Source organism: Priestia filamentosa (assembly GCF_900177535.1).
GTDB classification, from domain to species: Bacteria; Bacillota; Bacilli; order Bacillales; family Bacillaceae_H; genus Bacillus_I; species Bacillus_I filamentosa.
In genome coordinates, this window is sequence record NZ_FXAJ01000012.1 from 1 (window position 1) to 18874 (window position 18874).

Consider the following 18874-nt stretch of genomic DNA (forward strand, 5'->3'; position numbering starts at 1 on the left):
TCATAATGCTACTGTGCCGCGTCCCGCATCTTGCCCGGAGTAAAGAACCCACCTAACCTCGTCGTATCTATAAGATGCGAAACTTGGTAAGCCCTATGTCATCTGCGTAAGCAGTAGGATGACTGTAAAGTCAAACGATGTGACAGAGGGTAAAGGATACGAGAGAAAGCGAATGCCGTTATCTCGAAAGAGAACAGGAAAGCAGGAAACTGTATAACTGGATGGATACTATCGTCCTTATGGACAAACCCATGATAGACCCGAAAGGGAGCTGACTTCTCGTTGGTCTCTCGTAGGCACATAAGGTTGTGGCTATCTTTTGACAAAAGAAACGTACTGTTATGTATACCTCCATTTGGAGCGTCGGCGTACGTTTTACTTACCATTAGGGTGTGTGATGAAGATACAACAGCAAATGGACCTGCAATGGGAGGCTTGAGCCGTATGAGTTGAAAGGGTGCGTCGTGTCATTCGTTATTAGGATTGTTCGATAATCGAACCAAAGTCCTTGGAAAATACTTTGAGAACAGCTACCTCACCTAAGGTCGAAAAGACTAAGGGGACAAGAGCATAGTAGTAACGCCAAGGATACACGGAAAACTGTTATGGTATTGCTTGGCAAGTTCTGCACAATATGGTTAAGGATAAACTGCTTGAACTCCAATTTCCAGTGATGGAAACTCACATCAGGGATACACAGTTTAAACTTCTCTACCCTAACATACTCATGTAAGCCTTTCGCATGAAGAAATCCAAGGTTAGGAGACACTGAATAATGAATTCAGGTAAGGAAATGAATGGAGAACCTAAGTTGAGCTAAACGTTCTAATAACGGAGAACACGAGATTGCCTACGGGAGGAGACTCCTAGGGTTACGGAATTTTCATAGTACCCAATGTAGAGCTGTAATGGACTCTACACAGACGGACCGTAATGTGTGCCGTTGAATCGACAGTACCACCCAACGGGTGACCAAGTAAGTGGAAGATTAGGGGAAGGAAAATAGGTAGTTACGATAACAAAAACTTGGAGGTATGCGAAATGCAGAACGCCGTAAAAGTTTTAAGTATCATTAGCAAAAAAGGTAAAAATAGAACTCCAATTGAAAGAGTCTATCGACTTTTATTCAAAAAGGAATTCTACCTAATGGCTTATCAAAATCTTTACGCAAATAATGGAGCAATGACAGCAGGTTCCGATGGAGAAACAGTTGATGGGATGTCGCTTAGGAAAATTGATGACATCATTGAGAGTTTGCAATCGGAACGATATCGATGGACGCCCGTTAGAAGAGAATACATCAACAAGAAAAACAGCAATAAAAAACGTCCCTTAGGTATTCCCTCTTGGTCTGATAAGTTATTACAAGAAGTAATTAAGTTGATTTTAGGAGCTTATTATGAGCCACAATTTAGCGATCGGTCGCACGGATTCCGCACGAACCGTGGCTGCCAATCCGCCCTGGAAGAAATCAAATTTAAAGGTGGTTGGAAAAGTGTTAAATGGTTCATCGAAGGAGATATTAAAGGCTGCTTTGACAATATAGACCACGATATTTTAATTAATATCTTGGGTGAAAAGGTCAAAGACAACCGTCTTCTACGGCTTTTAACAAACCTATTGAAAAACGGCTATATGGAAGACTGGAAATACAATCAGACACTAAGTGGTTGCCCTCAAGGTAACGTGCTTAGTCCATTACTAGCAAATATCTATATGGATAGGCTAGACAAATTCGTTGAGAGCAAGCTTATCCCACGGTATACAAAAGGAACTAGACGTAATGCCAGCCCAGAATATAAAAAGTTACAAAAACTAATCAGCAGGCATACATACCGTAAGGAATGGGATGTCGTAGCAAAGTTGAAGAAAGAAGCACATAAAATTCCATCGAAAGATACACACGATGAAAATTTTAGAAGGCTCTACTACATTCGTTATGCTGACGATTGGTTAATGGGGTTTTCAGGGAGTAAAAAAGAAGCTGAAACTATTAAGCAAGAAATCGCAGATTTCTTAACGAATGAACTGAAACTGAATTTAAGTAAAGAAAAGACATTAATTACTCACGGTAAAACACAATACGCTAGATTCCTAGGCTATGATATCCATGTACTACATAGTGATACCAAACTAGATAAGCGAGGACAAAGAAGCATTAACGGAGCTATTGGACTAAGAGTGCCCCAAGAAGTAATGAACCTGAAAGAAAAAGAATATATGAAAAAGGGTAAACCCATTCACAAGCCTGAAAGAACCATCAATTCGGACTATGATATTATCAGTCAATATCAATCAGAGTTTAGGGGTTTTGTTCAATACTATATGATGGCTTATAACGTCCACAGAATGGGCAAAGTAAAAAGAACGATGGAACTCTCCTTGATGAAAACATTCGCTAATAAGTATAAGTCTAAGCTTAACAAGATGTACAAGAAATACAAATCAACTAGGTTTATAAAGGGCAAAGGAAAACAAAAGGCAAAAGAACTTAAGGTCATTCAGATAGTCGTTGAAAGAGAAAAGAAAAAACCACTAATAGCCTACTTTGGTGGATTTGAAATTAAATTTCAAAAGAGTGCAAAGATTGAAGATACACCAACGCAAATTTACAATACAAGAAGTCAGTTGATAGATAGATTATTAAATGACACTTGCGAACTTTGCAGTTCTCACGAAAAAATTCAAATACACCACGTTAAAAAACTAAAAGACCTAAGAAAAACAGGCAGAGAACAAGCCAACTGGGTAAAGAGAATGATAGCTATGAACAGAAAGACATTGGCTGTCTGTGAAAAATGCCATATCAGCATACATTCAGGGACATATGATGGAAAGAAAATTGGCTAACTGTTAACTACTGGGGAGCGAAATGAGTAGGAAACTCTCACGTTTCGTTCCGCGAGAGGGGTTTGGAAAAGCGCCATCCACCGATGGTAGCTCGCTGGGCTCCTACTCGAACCTCACGTACGGTTCTTAGGGGAGTTGGGGGCAGTGATGCCCCCTGCTTACCCGACTTAACTAGAAATACATAGGAGCCTTACCGACAAAACTCAAATATTATACGCTAAGTAATTTTCAACCTGAAAAAGTAGAATTACTTATAAGAAGCCGACTTTTTTAATTTGGATTTTTAAGCTTAAGCGTCACTTTAGGAGTTATTTTGCACATCCAACTTGAGGTAGTGTTAGGAAAATATAGATTTAAAAAGTTAAGAAAATTCTGCTGTTAAAAAGCCTAATTTCTCAGTATTAAAATTGAGAAATTAGGCTTTTTTCGTTACTCCATTAAAGCGCCCTTTTCTTGAATAACTAATATGATTTTAGTAGCCGATATTGTGGAAAAAAAAGACTGTTAAAATCGGTGCACTTATTAAGAATCAGCACCTGATAACTTAATTAAGGTCATATCTCTTTTTTAGTATTTCTTCTGCAATCAATTGATAGGACTGAATTCGGTCTTCCGGAGAGTGTGTTATCGTTACAATCATGATTTCATCTATTTTATATAAAGTTTGTAGCTCGTTCAATTTCTGTTTCACTACATGAGGATTCCCGATTATCATGTTCTGTTTCATCTTATGTAGGGTTGTTTTTTCTATTGGATTTAGCACGTATTGCTTTGCTTCTTGAATAGAAGGGACGCCAAGGTGACCTTCTCCCTTTTCCTTCAACAAGGACCAAATAAGGGGACTTAAGGAAATTTCTTCTGCCTGTTCATTCGTTTCTGCACATATCACTGAAACAGTTAAGATCACCGTAGGGCGGTCCCCCCGTTTTCTTGGTGTAAATGAATCCTTGTATTTTTGAATAATAGATGCTCCATCATTGTCGCTCATAAACTGTCCAAAAGCATAGGATAATCCATTTTCTGCTGCAAATAATGCACTTTTTTTACTGGTACCTAAAATATAAGGTACTGGTGAAATTTCTGGGAGTGGAGAAGCTGTAACTTTTGAGTGCTCGTGATCTTCCGGAAAATCATCATCTAAAAAATGAATAAGATTATTCACTAAATTTGGCATGTTCCACACCTGCTGCAAAAAGTTATCAGATAATGCATTTGTCGCTTCAGCCGACCCACCTGGAGCTCGTCCAATACCCATATCAATTCGATTAGGAAACAATGTAGCTAGCATATTATAAACTTCTGCCACTTTATACGGTTTATAATAAGGCAACAAAACGGCTCCTGAACCAATACGTATTTTATTTGTATTAGCTCCAATATAACTTAACATCACTTCTGGTGCTGAACATGCAAGTCCTGGTAAATCATGGTGTTCGGCGATCCAATAGCGAGAATACCCTAAATTTTCTCCAGCTTGAGCTAATTTCATTGATTCATTTAATGCTTCTTTAGCTGTTTGACCTGAAGAAATTGGTGACTGATCTAAAATACTTAATTTCATCACTCCTACCCTACTTTCTTAATTCTTCACTTCAAGCAAAGTTAATGAATAATCTCCAACTTGCCCTTTTTCGTACAAATTTGTAATTGAAGTAGAATATTGCTTAATGGTTCCTATAAATGATAAGGCTCTTTCAGGTACTTTCACATCAAATGTACCTTGACATAGTAACGTTGCTATATCATGATACGCCTCACTCGTGACTTCAAAACCAACTGAAATCTCAGTGGAATTATTCACTTTTCTTTCTTCAAAACTGTGCACTTTAATTAAAGTATTATTCAATATTATTTCTTTTACCATAGAATCGTCTCCATTGTTTTCTTTTATAACAGGCTCTTTTCTCAAACTTTGTTGCTTATGAAGAGAAAAAAGGTGATTGATCTTGTTTACACTAGTGAAACAGGCTTTTATTAAATTTAATATTAACGAAAAAATAACTATTTCTACGTTCAAATCGGCCTCAGGATTTTAATAACAATCTTTACGAAAGAAGCCTTATAAAAAAGATAGCACTTGGATGATAGGGTAGCAAATATCAGGAGAGGAAATCAACGTTTCCTCATGAAAAATCACAAATATATAAATGGAAAATTTATCAAAATGAATAAAAGGTTTTCGACTTTAACCATAAATCAAAAAGAGTTAATCCAACGAGATTTAAAAGAGAGATATATAAGCAGGATGATATATCCTGGATTAAAACTTCCTGCGAAAAAACGCGATCAACTATTAGACGAAACATATGACATCATTGAGAATAAGGACGTATGGATTTTTTTGGAAAACAGAAACGATATTATTACAGCAAGATTTCTTCTTTTATTCGTAGTCATCGAAAACAGCATGAGAGCCTCAGCCGATAACCTCAATTTTTTATTTTTCCTATAGCCTTGAACCTTTTTTGAAATCATAAATATACCCATACCAAAGACCGCGCAGTATGCATTAGTGTATAAGGCGGTCTTAAGTATATTTATGATATATAACTATTCGCTTTTTCACGACTTTATTGAATATATATAATGTAATATAGCTAGAAGAAATTTAGAAGAATTTAGAAAAGAGATGAATTATGGATACAAGGAAACTCTTTTATGATATTTACAAAAATAACGTAACAGTAGAACAATATTATTTATCTTGTCCCTTTTGCATGCTAGAGAAGGATTATGAATCTTCATCCCTTTACATCTTAGCTTCGCTTCAAAAACCATATAATATATTTGAAGTTGAAGAGTACTTTAGACGAACGGTAGAAGAATTAAAAATAATTGTCCCCCCTGAACAAGAATGTATAGATTATATGGCCTATACACAATTTCAAAACATTGTAAAAGATGAAGATATGGAATCGATGGAGAATTATGGGTTGTATAATATGATGTAAAAACATCAAACATATAATCTTTTAATGAATTAACCTTTTTTATAAAAATCAAGCCCTCATCTGCTGAAAAAGAATCTGTTTTAAAATGAAAAGAAAAAGCTCAAACTTGTTGGCATTCAACAGGTTTGAGCTTTTATTACTATTTTATGTTAACTAGCACTTAGACACCTTATACAATATAAAAACAAAAAAGAATATAGAATGGGGATGGTCCATGGAAGCAAATTACTCCATACCTATCTCATCTTACTAGGAGATATAATTTAACTTAAATGTTTATATTTTATTTAAAAGGAAATATGTACATTAAAGGAGTTATAGATAATAAAAATAGGAGGTACTCAAATGACGGGATTACAAAAAGGAGCTCTTGTCTTGAGCATTATCGGTGCCATTAACTGGGGATTAGTAGGGTTATTCCAATTTGATTTAGTAGCTACACTTTTTGGTGGGAGTGACGCAATCTTAGCTCGAATTGTTTATGTTTTAGTCGCCATTGCTGGTTTAATAAATATCGGTTTGCTCTTCAAGTCAAACGAAAGGGTTACAAAGAGTTCACAACAACCAAACACTTCTTATTAGACACTTAATAAATAGACCTAATAATTAATTTTTAGGTCTATTTTTATTTTAGAATGATAATTGCTTCTATCCCAGTCTGCAAAAATATAACTATGTGAAAAGAAAGAGCATAAACTAGTTGGCAATCAACAGGTTTGTGCTTTTTTACTACCTTAAACATGATTTATATAAACTAAATTTGCATAATTTATCTTTTGATTCATGGACACTTCCCATTCAATACAAAATTTGAGTCCTACAATGAGTCTTATATCAACTGAATTTGTATCTATCAATCTTAAAACATAGTTTTGCTTTACAACTTCTTTTAAACACCGTTCTATACAATATTTGGTTTCTGAATTTGAAAGTAAAAACTGAACATTAATTACTATACAAAATAAAAAAAGCGTGAAGCCAAGCCTCACGCTTTTTCATTATTTATGAGACTCTTTTTGCAATGGCGATTTCTCAATCGAACGTGTAAAACGATAGACATCAAGTTCTTGTCCTATTTCAGTAGGCAGATACCCGAACGTCGTAAAACTGTCTACTGATTCAGGCTCAAGCGATAGAGATAATAAATTGTTTTGAGGCTGTGACGTTAAAAAGACGTAGCTTTCCTTTGGAAACGAAACTGTTTTTTGGTTTAGGCTTGTTTGTACTTTTATATTTGGTCTGTTTTCATATGCTTCATTTTCAATACGACTGCTGACGTTATAAGCCTCTACTGAAAGAGCTGTTTCTTTGGATAACTTGAATCCTTTTACTCCTTGCCCTTTCAGTTTTGCAGCTAGACCCTCATAACCTGGTTTTAAAATATAAGCAGTCGGACGTTCCCGGACAAGGGACGGCGTAGCTTCTTTTGCACTGTAATATGTCACAGGAATATTTTTGACAGAAGCACTTTCAACATCCACCATTTCAAGAGTGGAGTTTGGTATTTTCTTATTTTCACTATTCACCACAATTAGATCGTGGTCATTGGCATTCTTTCCTTTTCGAACAAGGGCTGCTTTTTCTTTGGCGACAATCGATTTGATTTGTTTGGCGTGCAAAGCTGTTTGTTTAATCAGCTTTTCCTGCGTCGCAACTTGCGCCCCTACTCGTCGACCAAAATCTTCACGGCCAATGCCAATTCCACGGCTTTCTACTAAAAATGAAAACGATGGATACAATCCTAATGAATTTCGGCCGATCCTCGATTCAACCGAGCCTTCCTCAATCTCAAGCTGTCCTTGCTTGTTGACTTGGGACGTATAGTATACCTCGCCCGAGTATCCTTGCTTTTTAATATCATGAAGTGTACTGTTCACAAATAACTCATCAGATACTTCTCTAATGCTTTTCGGAATATTTAAGTTTCGGCCGGATTGAAGTAAAATATCATGATACTTCCAGACGCCTTCTTTCCCGATATTTTTAAAACTGCTGCTGTAAGGAGTATATTCATGGGCGTCAATGACGACTTCTGGTGAAAAACGATTAAATTCATTTCGCAAGCTTTGTACTTCTGGACTTTCAAGTTTTATGTAGTCGCGGTTTCCATCTAAATTATTCGCAAGCTGACGTTTGAACGCATATGATCCGTCTGGATTAATGCGCGGGACAACAACGATGTTAACCTTACTCAGTACATCTTTTCCAAGGTCTTCCGTTAAACGAGTTGCTACAGCTAACACAGATTCGCCACTTGCCGGTTCATTTCCGTGAATTTGACTTTGAAGCCAAACGGTTGGCTTTTTTGATGCTTTTCCATCCGCAAACTTTTTATCTTTTGAAAAATAGAGCACTGGAATTTCTCTTTCTTCTTGTGACTTACCAATAGTTTTAAGTTTTACATATGGACTTTTTTTAGCGAGCTTTTGTACATAAGCCATCATTTCTTCTTGCGTCGTAAATGCTTCTTGGCCTTTCGTAAATGCAGGTGTCGCTTCTGCTGGCACTACTTCTGGATAAAGTCCTATAATTTTTTCGGGCTGACTGTAGATCTTTCTGTAGTAAGGCGTATCAGCTTGTACCGCAAATGGCGATAGCAATAATCCGAGTGATAAAATAGCCGGCAAGGTTGTCAGTTTTACACTTTTTTTCATAACTTTCATCCCCTTCATTATATTTTTTGAAAATTTTAAATATTGTATAAATTATTATACCGTTTAAGAAAATAACTTCAAGGTAGGGAACCTGAACCTTTTTACTGGCAGTCACAATTAAATCATATACTATTTTTAGAAGAAAAATTATATCGAGTTGAATTCACAAAAACATGCCTAATTTATGCAAGTCATTCCCTATTAAGATTCAGAAATTCAAGTATTTCAGATATAAATAACTTAAGTTCCAAACAACATGGTGTTATTCCAGAAGGGATTAAGGGGTGTGTAATTAAAAAGTGGAGTAAACTTTACTTTTCTCTCGATGAGAACTAGAAAGGGTTGGAAGTTTTCATTCCTTTCGAACAACCTCATATTCTTATTTCTTTGAAAAAGATTAAAGATCATTTTTATAAGAAATTAAAGGTTAAGAAATAAAAGCTATTGAAATTAGGGTTTTCAACGGCTTTTCACGTACGATAATCAACATTATGTTAACTTTGCAAAATCTTAATTCTATTATGTGTATTGTACTATTTAAGGATGTAATCTTACTTAAAGATGAATTCCCGCACTCCCTGATAGCCAAAAAGTAAAACAAAAATTATAATTGTTTTATAAGTAAGACAATTATCAAATTTTACGAAAAAGGATGCGTATTATGCCAATTAATTCTTTTGAAAACTATCCGATGAGCTGGAAGCCATCTATTGATAAAACGAAAAAGCCTATTTATCAAGCAATCGCAGGTCAGCTGGAACAAGATATTATAAACAGAGCTTTATTACCTGGAACAAAACTTCCTCCACAGCGAGAACTGGCTGATTATTTAGATTTAAATTTGAGTACCATCTCAAAAGCATTTAAGGTGTGTGAGTTAAAGGGCTTATTAAGTGCAACTGTTGGAAGTGGTACATTTGTATCTTATGATGCGTTATCGAATGCATATTTACTTGAAGATATAAAGCCTAAGCATTTAATTGAAATGGGCGCAACACTGCCAGATAATGCTTCATACGAGCCACTCCTACTTCAACTAAAAAATATGCTGCAGGAGACAGATTATGAAAAATGGTTTGGTTATGGTCGACCGGGTGATAGCCTTTGGCAAAAAGATGCAGCTGTAAAGCTAATTCGAAGAGGTGGATTTGAAACAACAGTTGATCACATTTTATTTGCAAATGGGGGGCAAAATGCCATTGCTGCCACACTGGCGAGTCTTTGTCAGCCAGGAGATCGTATGGGCGTTAATCAGCATACCTACCCGGGTTTAAAAACTGCTGCAGCGATGCTTAGTGTACAATTAGTACCTATAAAATCAGAGAATTATGAAATGAGTCCAACTGCCTTTGAATATGCATGTAAAAATGAGAATATTAAAGGTATTTACTTGATCCCTGATTATCATAATCCAACTGCTTGTTGTATGTCTGTTGAGAACCGAAAAGCAATTGCAGCAATTGCCCAAAAGTATAATCAGTTCATTATTGAAGATGCGACGTATCATCTACATAACGATAAATCACTTCCAGCAGTGGCATCCTATGCACCAGAACAGGTTATCTATATTGCGAGTTTATCGAAATCAATAGCACCAGGGTTACGACTAGCCTATGTATCAGTGCCGAGTCGATTGAAGGAGACAATCTCAAAGGCACTTTATAATTTAAATATATCAGTTTCCCCGTTATTAGCAGAACTGACAGCACGTATTATTGTATCGAATCAATTTGAAGTTATAATTGAGAGACATCGGGAACAAACCATTCGCAGAAATCAAGTTGTAAATCAGCATTTGGCGGACTATACGTGTTTAGGTACTGATACAGGCATTTTTCATTGGTTGCTATTACCAGGAAAGATTACAGGTGCTGAATTTGAAATATTAGCTGCACAGCAAGGGGTGCAAGTGTATGCAGCTGAACGTTTTGTAGTAGGAAATAGTTGTCCAGAGAGGGCTGTAAGGGTTGCTGTCTGTGCACCAAAAACACTTGAAGAGCTTGAACAAGGATTGATGATCCTAACACGTTTATTAAACGATTGTACATAATATTGTTCGCCATACAATTATAACATTGTATGGCATTTTTGTACGTGTTATGATAACTCAAATCTAGTTGGAGGGTTATAAAAAGTAGAAATAGTTTTCTGAAAGGTAGGTTAGATTATGGTAAAAAAAGATCGTGTAAAAGCGTTAGAGGTCCAATCAACTTGGTTACAAGACTACGTTAATTCATCAGAAAAACAAAAAACGTTATACAAACGGACATTACTTATAGTAGGCCTTTCACAAATCTTTGGAGGTGCAGGACTCGCTGCTGGAATCACTGTAGGAGCAATTCTTGCTCAACAAATGCTTGGAACGGATTCCTATGCAGGAGTACCAACGGCTTTATTCACATTAGGATCTGCGGGAGCTGCATGGTTTGTAGGAAGACTTTCTCAACGAAAAGGGCGTCGTGCAGGGCTTGCCACAGGCTTTATTCTAGGGGGGATAGGAGCGATTGGTGTTATCCTCGCAACCATTCTTAATAGTGTTTTTCTTTTGTTTCTTTCTCTCCTCATTTATGGAGCAGGAACAGCCACTAATTTACAAGCTCGTTATGCAGGGACCGATTTAGCAAATACGAAGCAACGAGCCACTGCAGTAAGTATGTCCATGGTGTTCACCACATTTGGAGCAGTAGCAGGGCCTAACTTAACAGAAGTAATGGGAAAACTAGCATTATCTATCCATGTGCCGGCACTTGCAGGGCCATTCATTTTATCAGCCGTTGCCTATATCTTAGCTGGGCTTGTCTTTTATATCCTGCTTCGCCCAGATCCATTGCTCATAGCCAGAGCGATAGAAGAAAAGAAACAAGAAGCTGACAAGCAAAAGAGTACAAAGACCTCTATACCAATCAATAATCACAGAGGAGTGACGGTAGGGGCAACAGTTATGTTCCTCACTCAGATTGTAATGGTTGCGATCATGACCATGACACCTGTCCATATGAAGCATCATGGGCATGGTTTAGGTGAAGTAGGCATTGTCATTGGATTTCATATTGGTTCTATGTATCTTCCCTCCTTATTTACAGGAATCTTAATTGATAAAATTGGGCGAACAGCGATGACAATTGCGTCAGGCGTTACCCTTCTTTTAGCTGGTCTAGTAGCAGCTATGGCACCGAGTGATTCGATGGTTCTCTTAGTTGTAGCTCTTTCTTTACTTGGATTGGGGTGGAACTTAGGGTTGATTAGTGGAACAGCTCAAATTGTGGATGCCACAGAACCATCAACACGCGCGAAAACGCAAGGTACTATAGATGTTTTGATTGCTTTAGCAGGGGCTTTAGGTGGGGCTTTATCTGGAATGGTGGTAGCTCATTCAAGTTATGCCATTTTATCGTTAAGTGGAGGTATTTTATCTTTACTATTAATTCCCGTTATTATATGGGCTCGTGGGGGTACCAAGGAAAATAAAATCAAAGTCGATCAAGGATTTTAATATGAAATAATTCATGTAGTTCCCCTTTAACTAATTTTATATGTGATATACCTTTTAAATTTCTTTAATACAGGAATCTATAATTTTAAGAAAATAGAGAATCGAATGAAGACAAAGAGGCTGAATGAAAGCGTAAGCTCCCATTTAGCCTCTTTGTCTTTTTCAAAAAGAACAACTATTTATTTTGTTTCATTTGTTCTAAAATATAAAAGATGTTTTCAGCTTGTTCCGTATTATCCATTAATCCTGAAAACATCTCTTTTCCAGGGCCATATCCGTAAACATCTACTTCCTCACCAGTATGTCCTGACGTAGTCCATCCTGTGTAGGAACGCTTATTAAAAATATCCTCAATAGCATTATCAATCTTTGTTTCGTCATTTGTTTGGGCAGCTTGCTTAACAGATTCAATTTCTTCTGGTTTTAACTTTAGTTTAATATTTTGTTTTAAAGTCTTTTCTACATCTGCACCGTTTATAATCTGCTTAGCCATAAAGTCAGGAGTTTTCTTAGCTGCTTTAATTGGGGCTGTTGACCAATTATAGATTCCCTCGCCACTCTCATCATTGGTTCCTAATGACAATCCACCCGTTGAATGGTCAGCTGTGGCAATCACTAGTGTATGCTTGTCCTTTTTCGCAAAGTCAATCGCTGCCTTAAATGCTTTCTCAAAATCATCCATTTCACTCATAGCAGCGACCACATCATTATCATGCCCTGCCCAATCAATCTGACTTCCTTCCACCATCAAAAAGAATCCATTCTCATTTTGATTTAAACGTTTGATAGCCGATTTCGTCATTTCTTCGGCTGAAGGAGTGTTAGCACTGCGGTCGATTGCTTTATCTAGACCACCATCAGCAAACAGACCTAGAACTTGTTCATCTTTATTTTTTACTAACTCTTTTTTGTTTGTTACGTATCCATAGCCGTCTTTCTCAAATTCTTGTGTTAGGTCGCGATCATCCCGAATAAAGTTTTTCTTTCCTCCACCAAGCAAAACATCTATTTTATGTTCACCATTAATCATTTCGTCATAATAATCATTTGCAATCTCATTCATGTTATCGCGATGGTGATCGTGTGCACCGAACGATGCTGGAGTTGCATGGGTGATTTCTGATGTAGCCACTAGACCTGTTGACATGCCATTCTCTTTAGCTTGCTCTAAGACTGTTTTAATTTCAGATTTATCATTATCTACTGCAATCGCATTATTATACGTTTTTTCCCCACCTGACATAGCTGTTGCAGCAGCTGCAGAGTCTGTAATATTTTCTTTATCATCTTCTGGATAAGTCGTTTGTACTCCAATAAAATGTTCATCAAATGTTGTGAGTTCACGTTCTGGTGTTTTAGGGTTATCTGTCATGTATCGATGAGCTGTCATATAAGAAGGGCCCATTCCATCTCCAATCAAAAAGATAACATTTTTGATATCTGGGTTTTCTTTCTTAATCTGTTCTACAGCTTCAGCATGCATGGCATTTTGAGTTTGTTTTGCTGTTTGTACTTGAGGCTGTTGTTCTGCTTCTACTTTATCATAGACTGTTACTCCAATTAAACTCCCAAGTGCAATCGTAGTCACAGTAGCAAATGGTACAACTTTTTTAGTGAAAACTTTCTTAAACACAACAAATCTCTCCCTTTTCTTCTAAGATGTATATCACCAATAATTCAAAGGTAAAGGAGAAGTATAAAGTTAGTATAAATATAATGTTAAGATATTGTTAAGTAAGACTATTATTTCAATTCACAAAGATTTACTCAAGGTAATAAACTTTTTAAAGAATAAAGATCAAAAAAGGTTGTCTAAAGTAAAAGAAAAAGCGAAAACTTATTGTGACTGAATAGGTATAAGCCTTTTTACTTCCATGACCATGTTTTATATAAACTAGGACTATATTCTCGTTCTGAACTTATAGCTACAAATGGATCCACATAACTCAATATAGCGAAATGAATTATTCTATAATCACTCACCCCATTTTTACTTAATCATTAAAATAGTGTAAGCTGTTTTTACTTAATAGTTAGTGTAAAATTGAAATAAGAAATATAGACCGAGGTATAGAGGTGAAATTAAATGTTTGAACAAATAGATAGGAAAAAGGTGAAGCTAGATACCTTACGTCCTTTGCCTAAATATACATTAAAAAGTTTGCGTGAAAAGCTATTGCTTGAATGGACATATAATACCAATGCTATTGAAGGTAACACATTAACAATAAATGAAACAAAGGTTGTGTTAGAAGGGATTACTGTCGGCGGTAAAACGATGCGAGAACATTTGGAAGTCATCAATCATCGAGATGCGATTGCATACGTTGAAGAAATTGTGCAAAAAGGAGAGCCATTAACAGAATGGCAAATAAAAAATCTCCATCGACTAGTTTTAAAAGGAATTGATGATGAATACGCAGGTGTATATCGTGATCAACAAGTGTTTATTGCTGGCGCAAGACATACACCACCAGCGCCTTATTTAATCAAGGAACAAATGGAACAGTTAATCAATTGGTATGAGAATGAAGCACAAAAGTTACATCCAGTGGAGCGAGGAGCTATGCTACATGCAATATTCGTTGGAATCCATCCGTTCATTGATGGCAATGGACGTACATCTCGCCTTCTCTTAAATTTAGAATTGATGAAAGCTGGTTTTCCTGCAGTGGTTATTAAAGTAGAAAATCGATTAGCTTATTATGAAGCATTAGATAAATCTCATACAACAAAAAATTATCATGATTTCATTCAGTTAATTGTAAAAGAAGTAGAAGATTCATTAAATCTTTATTTAAGTGCTCTGTCTTAAGATCATTAAGGTCTTTTTTCTTTTTATAACTGTATAATCCTGTTCACTAATGTTGATTATAGGACTCGAATTTTGTATTTAGTGTCGTAAACACATCAAAAGATAAATGCAAAATTTGAGTCTATATTTGTTTATTTTCTTTGCAACAACTATTATATGCTTGTGGAAATGCACTCTACATCTTCCAGCAATCCCCTTGTTGCTAATTTATTTCTCTTTCACACAAAAAGAAAGCTTTTTATTTGGTGTGGTACTTGCTTTCCGAAAGGAAAACATCCCCGCACCTACCATAAGGCTCCTTGTCGTACTTTTACCTAAACCCGGTTAATAAACTTTATATGTATAGTAATCCTAAAAACTGGTTAAACTGATAAAGTATTCTCCCCTTTTCGTATATATAAAAAACCCTTTGCTATTACTGAGCAAAGGCTTCTTTTTTATTAAAAGGAATTTAGAATTAAATTAGTTTACATAAAATATGTGAGAGATAGTAAAAAGCGCAAATTTGTTGATTGCCAACGAGTTTGTGCTTTTTCTTTTTACATAGTAATATTTTCACGGTCGTTTTTTGCACCAGAACTGTAAATTTCGTCTTTGAAGTATTAACACTACTTTAACTAAATTAAAATATAAAATTTATAATCTATACATAGAGTTTTGTTACATTTAACTTGCTGTCTGAAGAGATGGTAATCATACATATATGAGGAGGAAAAGTACGTGAAAAAAGGTGCAAGAAAATTGATTTCAGTTGCCTTAACTCTAAGCATTGTGGGTGGGTTTGGCAATACGGTTTCTTTTGCAGCAGGTGATTCAAATTCTACTAATATTAGTAAGGTAACTGTAACATTTCATGGCGACTCTACCCATTCTAAAGGCTTCACTTGGTACACTTCACTTGATTCCAAGAACAGTGATTTACAGGTTGTGAAAAAGACAGGTGCAAAGAGGCCTGATTTCAAGAAGAAATCTTTACTTTTTTCAGGCAGCTCAACCCTATCTACAAATTCTCAAGAAGAGTATGTACATAAAGCAGTAGCAACTGGACTTAAGGAAGATACTGAATACTATTACCGTGTTGGAGATGCATCCTTAAATAAATGGAGTGAAGTAGGTTCTTTTACCACAGCTCCTAAAAAAGGTGCTTTTACATTTATTGATTTGGCCGATACTCAAGCTAAAACAGAAGATGAAGCGTTCCTTTCGTCTCAAACCATTTCAAAGGCTTTAGATACTGTCCCTAACGCTGAATTCATGATGCACAATGGCGACGTAGTTGACGATGGAGTCAAAGAGGAACAATGGGATTGGCTTCTAGGTCACTCTCAGGAAAGCTTACTAAATATAACGGTTGCTCCTTCTGCAGGGAATCACGAGGATGAAAATTATGCTTTTATCGACCACTTTAATCTGGATGTGCCTGAAAACTCCGCTACCGAAACAGGTGCTTATTATTCTTACGATTACAGTAACGCTCACTTTGTTGTCCTTAATAGCAACGAGGATTCTGAGCAACATGCTAACTTTTCAGAAGAACAAATTGAATGGTTGAAGGAAGATGTAAAAGCAGCCAAAGCTAATGGCGCTAAGTGGGTTATTGTTAACATTCATAAAGGCCCATATACGACTTCGAACCATGCAACAGATGATGATATCATGGGTCCGAACGGGGTTAGAAATCAGGTAGCACCCCTCATGGCGGAGCTTGACATTGACTTTGTCCTTCAAGGGCATGATCATATCTATGCACGTACGAAACCAATAAAGAGTGATGGTGTAGCTTCAGTAACAGAAAAAATTACAGAAACTAAAAAAGGACAAACTGTTGAATATACCGTTAATCCGGATGGCACGATTTATTTAATCCCTGCGACAGCTGGACCAAAAGTATATTATAAAAATCAAGATCCTGTACTTGGAAAAGCTTACTATAATCTTTTTGAAGTAGCCGATGAAAATCATGCAGCGATTTATGGACCAGATCCAAGCGATAATAGACGTCCAGTACGCGGCCAAATTCAAAACTTTGTCGGTATTACCATTAATAAAGATAAACTGACCGCCGTAACTTACGAGATTGATCAAAACAAGAATAATGCAGAACCTTATATTATTGATAAGTTTGGTATAATTAAGAAATAACATCTTTTTAAAAGTATACAAATTCAGTTACCGTAATGTTGATTATAGGAAATATAAGCGTAATTTTATAAAAAAGTTTGATTAAAATCCTGTGATTACAGGATTTTTTTCTTTAACTAAAAGGACAAGTTAGTGAAATAAATAAGCTACATAATAGAGCAGTTCCTAGCCTTTTTTTATAAATAACTAATAAGGTAACTTATATTGTCTCTATTTTTTCATCTTACTTCATCTTTAAATGCTTCATCTTGCCATTTTTGATAAAGGTAGATAAGGATAGCTATAGAAATCATTAAAAAGAAAAGTCCAATTGAATTAATGTGGTTTACTTTATAAATTTCAGTCTATTCAAAGATAGGATGAACAACAAATGCTTGAAATAAATCGAATAGTAGATTAAGGACCATATAAAAGATAAAACTTGGATAAGAAAGATAGAAAATAATTACTGTTCCTACAAGAAAAGCACCATACACGAAAGGTGTTATATTGGTTAGGAAAAAGATATTCTCTTTGATAATCCACCAGTCTAACTTTTCTGCTATTTGAAAAACCACTGTAAGGACAAGCGCAGCAAACAGCCCTACAGGCATAAATCGTTTAATACGTTCTTTATTAAACAAAGGTAATAGAAACCAAGGTCCAACAAGGAGAAGCCACAGGATAATTTGTGCCATTTGTGCACCTCTACATTAGTTAATAGTATACTTATTATGTAACGAAAAATAGTTTCTATGCTTCTAACTTTTAAACATTTAGCGTATAGCAAAATATAAGACAGTTATAAAAATTTCAGATCACATAATGTTCATCATAAGAACTAAATAAGAACTAAAAAAAGCTTGCGCCAGATTGGCTACAAACTTTTAGATTCTAATAAAATCCTTCTAACCTTTATACAGTGTTATTTTGATTCATTAAAAAAATTCTTTCTTGTTTGTAGTTAGTAAAATATACAGCCGGAATTACCTACTTATTTATTTTGTATTTTCTCTAAGTATTTAATGACTTTTGCTACATCTTCTTTCGTAATCTCTGCGTTTTCCCCTGTACGAATTGCCGAAGCCATTTGCGTATAGTACATCAAATAATTTCCTTTTATGATATGTCTTTTCTCCATTGTTCCATCCAACTTATGAAAATCATATAGGGCATTATCTCCGTAATTAGGATCTAGAGGCCTTACTCCTTGTATTAACTGTGCCTCTTGTTCGCCCATCTTATGGAATTGATAAGTTCCATTAGGTGTCTGGATTGTATATCGTGGTTCCTCAACTATAGCTGCAGAGCTATGTTTAATTCTTGCTACATAATCACCGTAATCAAAAAGAACTTCAAACCAATCATTCACATTTGAACCTTCTCTAACTTTTTTTGTTATGGAATATAAATCTTTTGGTTCACCAAATAATTGGATGGCTTGATCAATAAAGTGAGCTCCTAAATCAAAAACAAAGTTTGCTCCTTCGTAGCCTTGTTCACGCCATTTTTCTTTCTGTACTGGATAATTGAAATCCCAGACCATACTCACTTCATATATTTTTTCAAAAGCACCTTGCTTTTTTAATTCAGATAGAGTTAAAAAGTCGCCATCATATCGTCTATTATGGTAAGCCGAAATAAATAAGCCTTTTTCATCTGCGATTCTATTTAGTTCAACAGCTTCTTCATATGTTGCTGTATAAGGTTTTTCAACAAGAACATGTTTATTTTTTTCTAACGCTTGCTTTGCATGATCAAAATGTAAATGACTAGGTGTTGTTATGACTACTAGTTCGATTTCTTCATCCTCTAAAAGCTCTTGATAATCTCTTACAAGATTGATATATGAATAATCTTGTTTTGCTGTATCACCATGACGTTGTACAACTGTTTTTAGTTTAAAATTCTCATGAGCATGTATAAATGGGCAATGAAATATACTTCCTGAAAATCCATATCCTAATACACCAGTAACAATTGGTTTCAT

Annotated in this window: 13 protein-coding genes; 7 read left to right on the forward strand and 6 right to left on the reverse strand. The window is 35.7% G+C overall.

Going from position 1 to position 18874, the window contains the following annotated elements; genetic code table 11:
- Positions 1 to 1041: 1041 nt before the first annotated feature.
- Positions 1042 to 2850, forward strand: a complete 1809-nt coding sequence (locus tag B9N79_RS23445) for a reverse transcriptase/maturase family protein (protein ID WP_048896809.1) — start codon at positions 1042 to 1044, stop codon at positions 2848 to 2850.
- A 544-nt stretch (positions 2851 to 3394) separates the two neighbouring features.
- Here B9N79_RS23445 and B9N79_RS23450 read toward each other — a convergent pair.
- A complete protein-coding gene (locus B9N79_RS23450) occupies positions 3395 to 4411 on the reverse strand; it encodes an LLM class flavin-dependent oxidoreductase (RefSeq protein WP_085119153.1) in 1017 nt (338 codons plus the stop codon).
- Positions 4412 to 4429: 18 nt separating this feature from the next.
- A complete protein-coding gene (locus B9N79_RS23455) occupies positions 4430 to 4714 on the reverse strand; it encodes a DUF3219 family protein (protein WP_085119155.1) in 285 nt (94 codons plus the stop codon).
- Between the two features lie 772 nt (positions 4715 to 5486).
- Between B9N79_RS23455 and B9N79_RS23465 the strand changes: the two genes are divergently transcribed.
- Together B9N79_RS23465 and B9N79_RS23470 are read left to right on the forward strand one after the other, a co-directional pair.
- On the forward strand, positions 5487 to 5801 hold the full coding sequence (locus B9N79_RS23465) for a hypothetical protein (protein ID WP_205635676.1): 315 nt from the start codon (positions 5487 to 5489) through the stop codon (positions 5799 to 5801).
- A gap of 345 nt (positions 5802 to 6146) precedes the next feature.
- Positions 6147 to 6383: a DUF378 domain-containing protein gene (locus B9N79_RS23470; protein ID WP_085119158.1), complete on the forward strand. Its 237-nt coding sequence runs from the start codon at positions 6147 to 6149 to the stop codon at positions 6381 to 6383.
- A gap of 416 nt (positions 6384 to 6799) precedes the next feature.
- On the opposite strand, the gene B9N79_RS23475 is transcribed toward B9N79_RS23470, so the two are convergent.
- Entirely contained in the window at positions 6800 to 8455 is a 1656-nt protein-coding gene (locus tag B9N79_RS23475) for a M14 family metallopeptidase (protein ID WP_085119160.1), read from the reverse strand.
- Positions 8456 to 9116: 661 nt separating this feature from the next.
- Here B9N79_RS23475 and B9N79_RS23480 point away from each other — a divergent pair.
- Both B9N79_RS23480 and B9N79_RS23485 read left to right on the forward strand, forming a co-directional pair.
- Positions 9117 to 10505, forward strand: a complete 1389-nt coding sequence (locus B9N79_RS23480; RefSeq protein ID WP_085119163.1) for an aminotransferase-like domain-containing protein — start codon at positions 9117 to 9119, stop codon at positions 10503 to 10505.
- A gap of 117 nt (positions 10506 to 10622) precedes the next feature.
- Positions 10623 to 11948 carry an MFS transporter gene (locus tag B9N79_RS23485; RefSeq protein WP_040057317.1) on the forward strand — a complete coding sequence of 442 codons (1326 nt, stop codon included), beginning with the start codon at positions 10623 to 10625 and terminating at the stop codon, positions 11946 to 11948.
- Between the two features lie 175 nt (positions 11949 to 12123).
- On the opposite strand, the gene B9N79_RS23490 is transcribed toward B9N79_RS23485, so the two are convergent.
- Positions 12124 to 13581 carry an alkaline phosphatase gene (locus tag B9N79_RS23490; RefSeq protein ID WP_085119166.1) on the reverse strand — a complete coding sequence of 486 codons (1458 nt, stop codon included), beginning with the start codon at positions 13579 to 13581 and terminating at the stop codon, positions 12124 to 12126.
- A 453-nt stretch (positions 13582 to 14034) separates the two neighbouring features.
- Between B9N79_RS23490 and B9N79_RS23495 the strand changes: the two genes are divergently transcribed.
- Together B9N79_RS23495 and B9N79_RS23500 are read left to right on the forward strand one after the other, a co-directional pair.
- A complete protein-coding gene (locus B9N79_RS23495) occupies positions 14035 to 14763 on the forward strand; it encodes a Fic family protein (protein ID WP_040057315.1) in 729 nt (242 codons plus the stop codon).
- Between the two features lie 720 nt (positions 14764 to 15483).
- Entirely contained in the window at positions 15484 to 16905 is a 1422-nt protein-coding gene (locus tag B9N79_RS23500; protein ID WP_085119169.1) for a purple acid phosphatase family protein, read from the forward strand.
- Between the two features lie 344 nt (positions 16906 to 17249).
- On the opposite strand, the gene B9N79_RS23505 is transcribed toward B9N79_RS23500, so the two are convergent.
- Together B9N79_RS23505 and B9N79_RS23510 are read right to left on the reverse strand one after the other, a co-directional pair.
- Complete coding sequence (locus B9N79_RS23505) at positions 17250 to 17582, reverse strand: hypothetical protein (protein ID WP_240516721.1); 333 nt, start codon at positions 17580 to 17582, stop codon at positions 17250 to 17252.
- A 296-nt stretch (positions 17583 to 17878) separates the two neighbouring features.
- On the reverse strand, positions 17879 to 18874 hold the full coding sequence (locus B9N79_RS23510; protein ID WP_085119171.1) for a Gfo/Idh/MocA family oxidoreductase: 996 nt from the start codon (positions 18872 to 18874) through the stop codon (positions 17879 to 17881).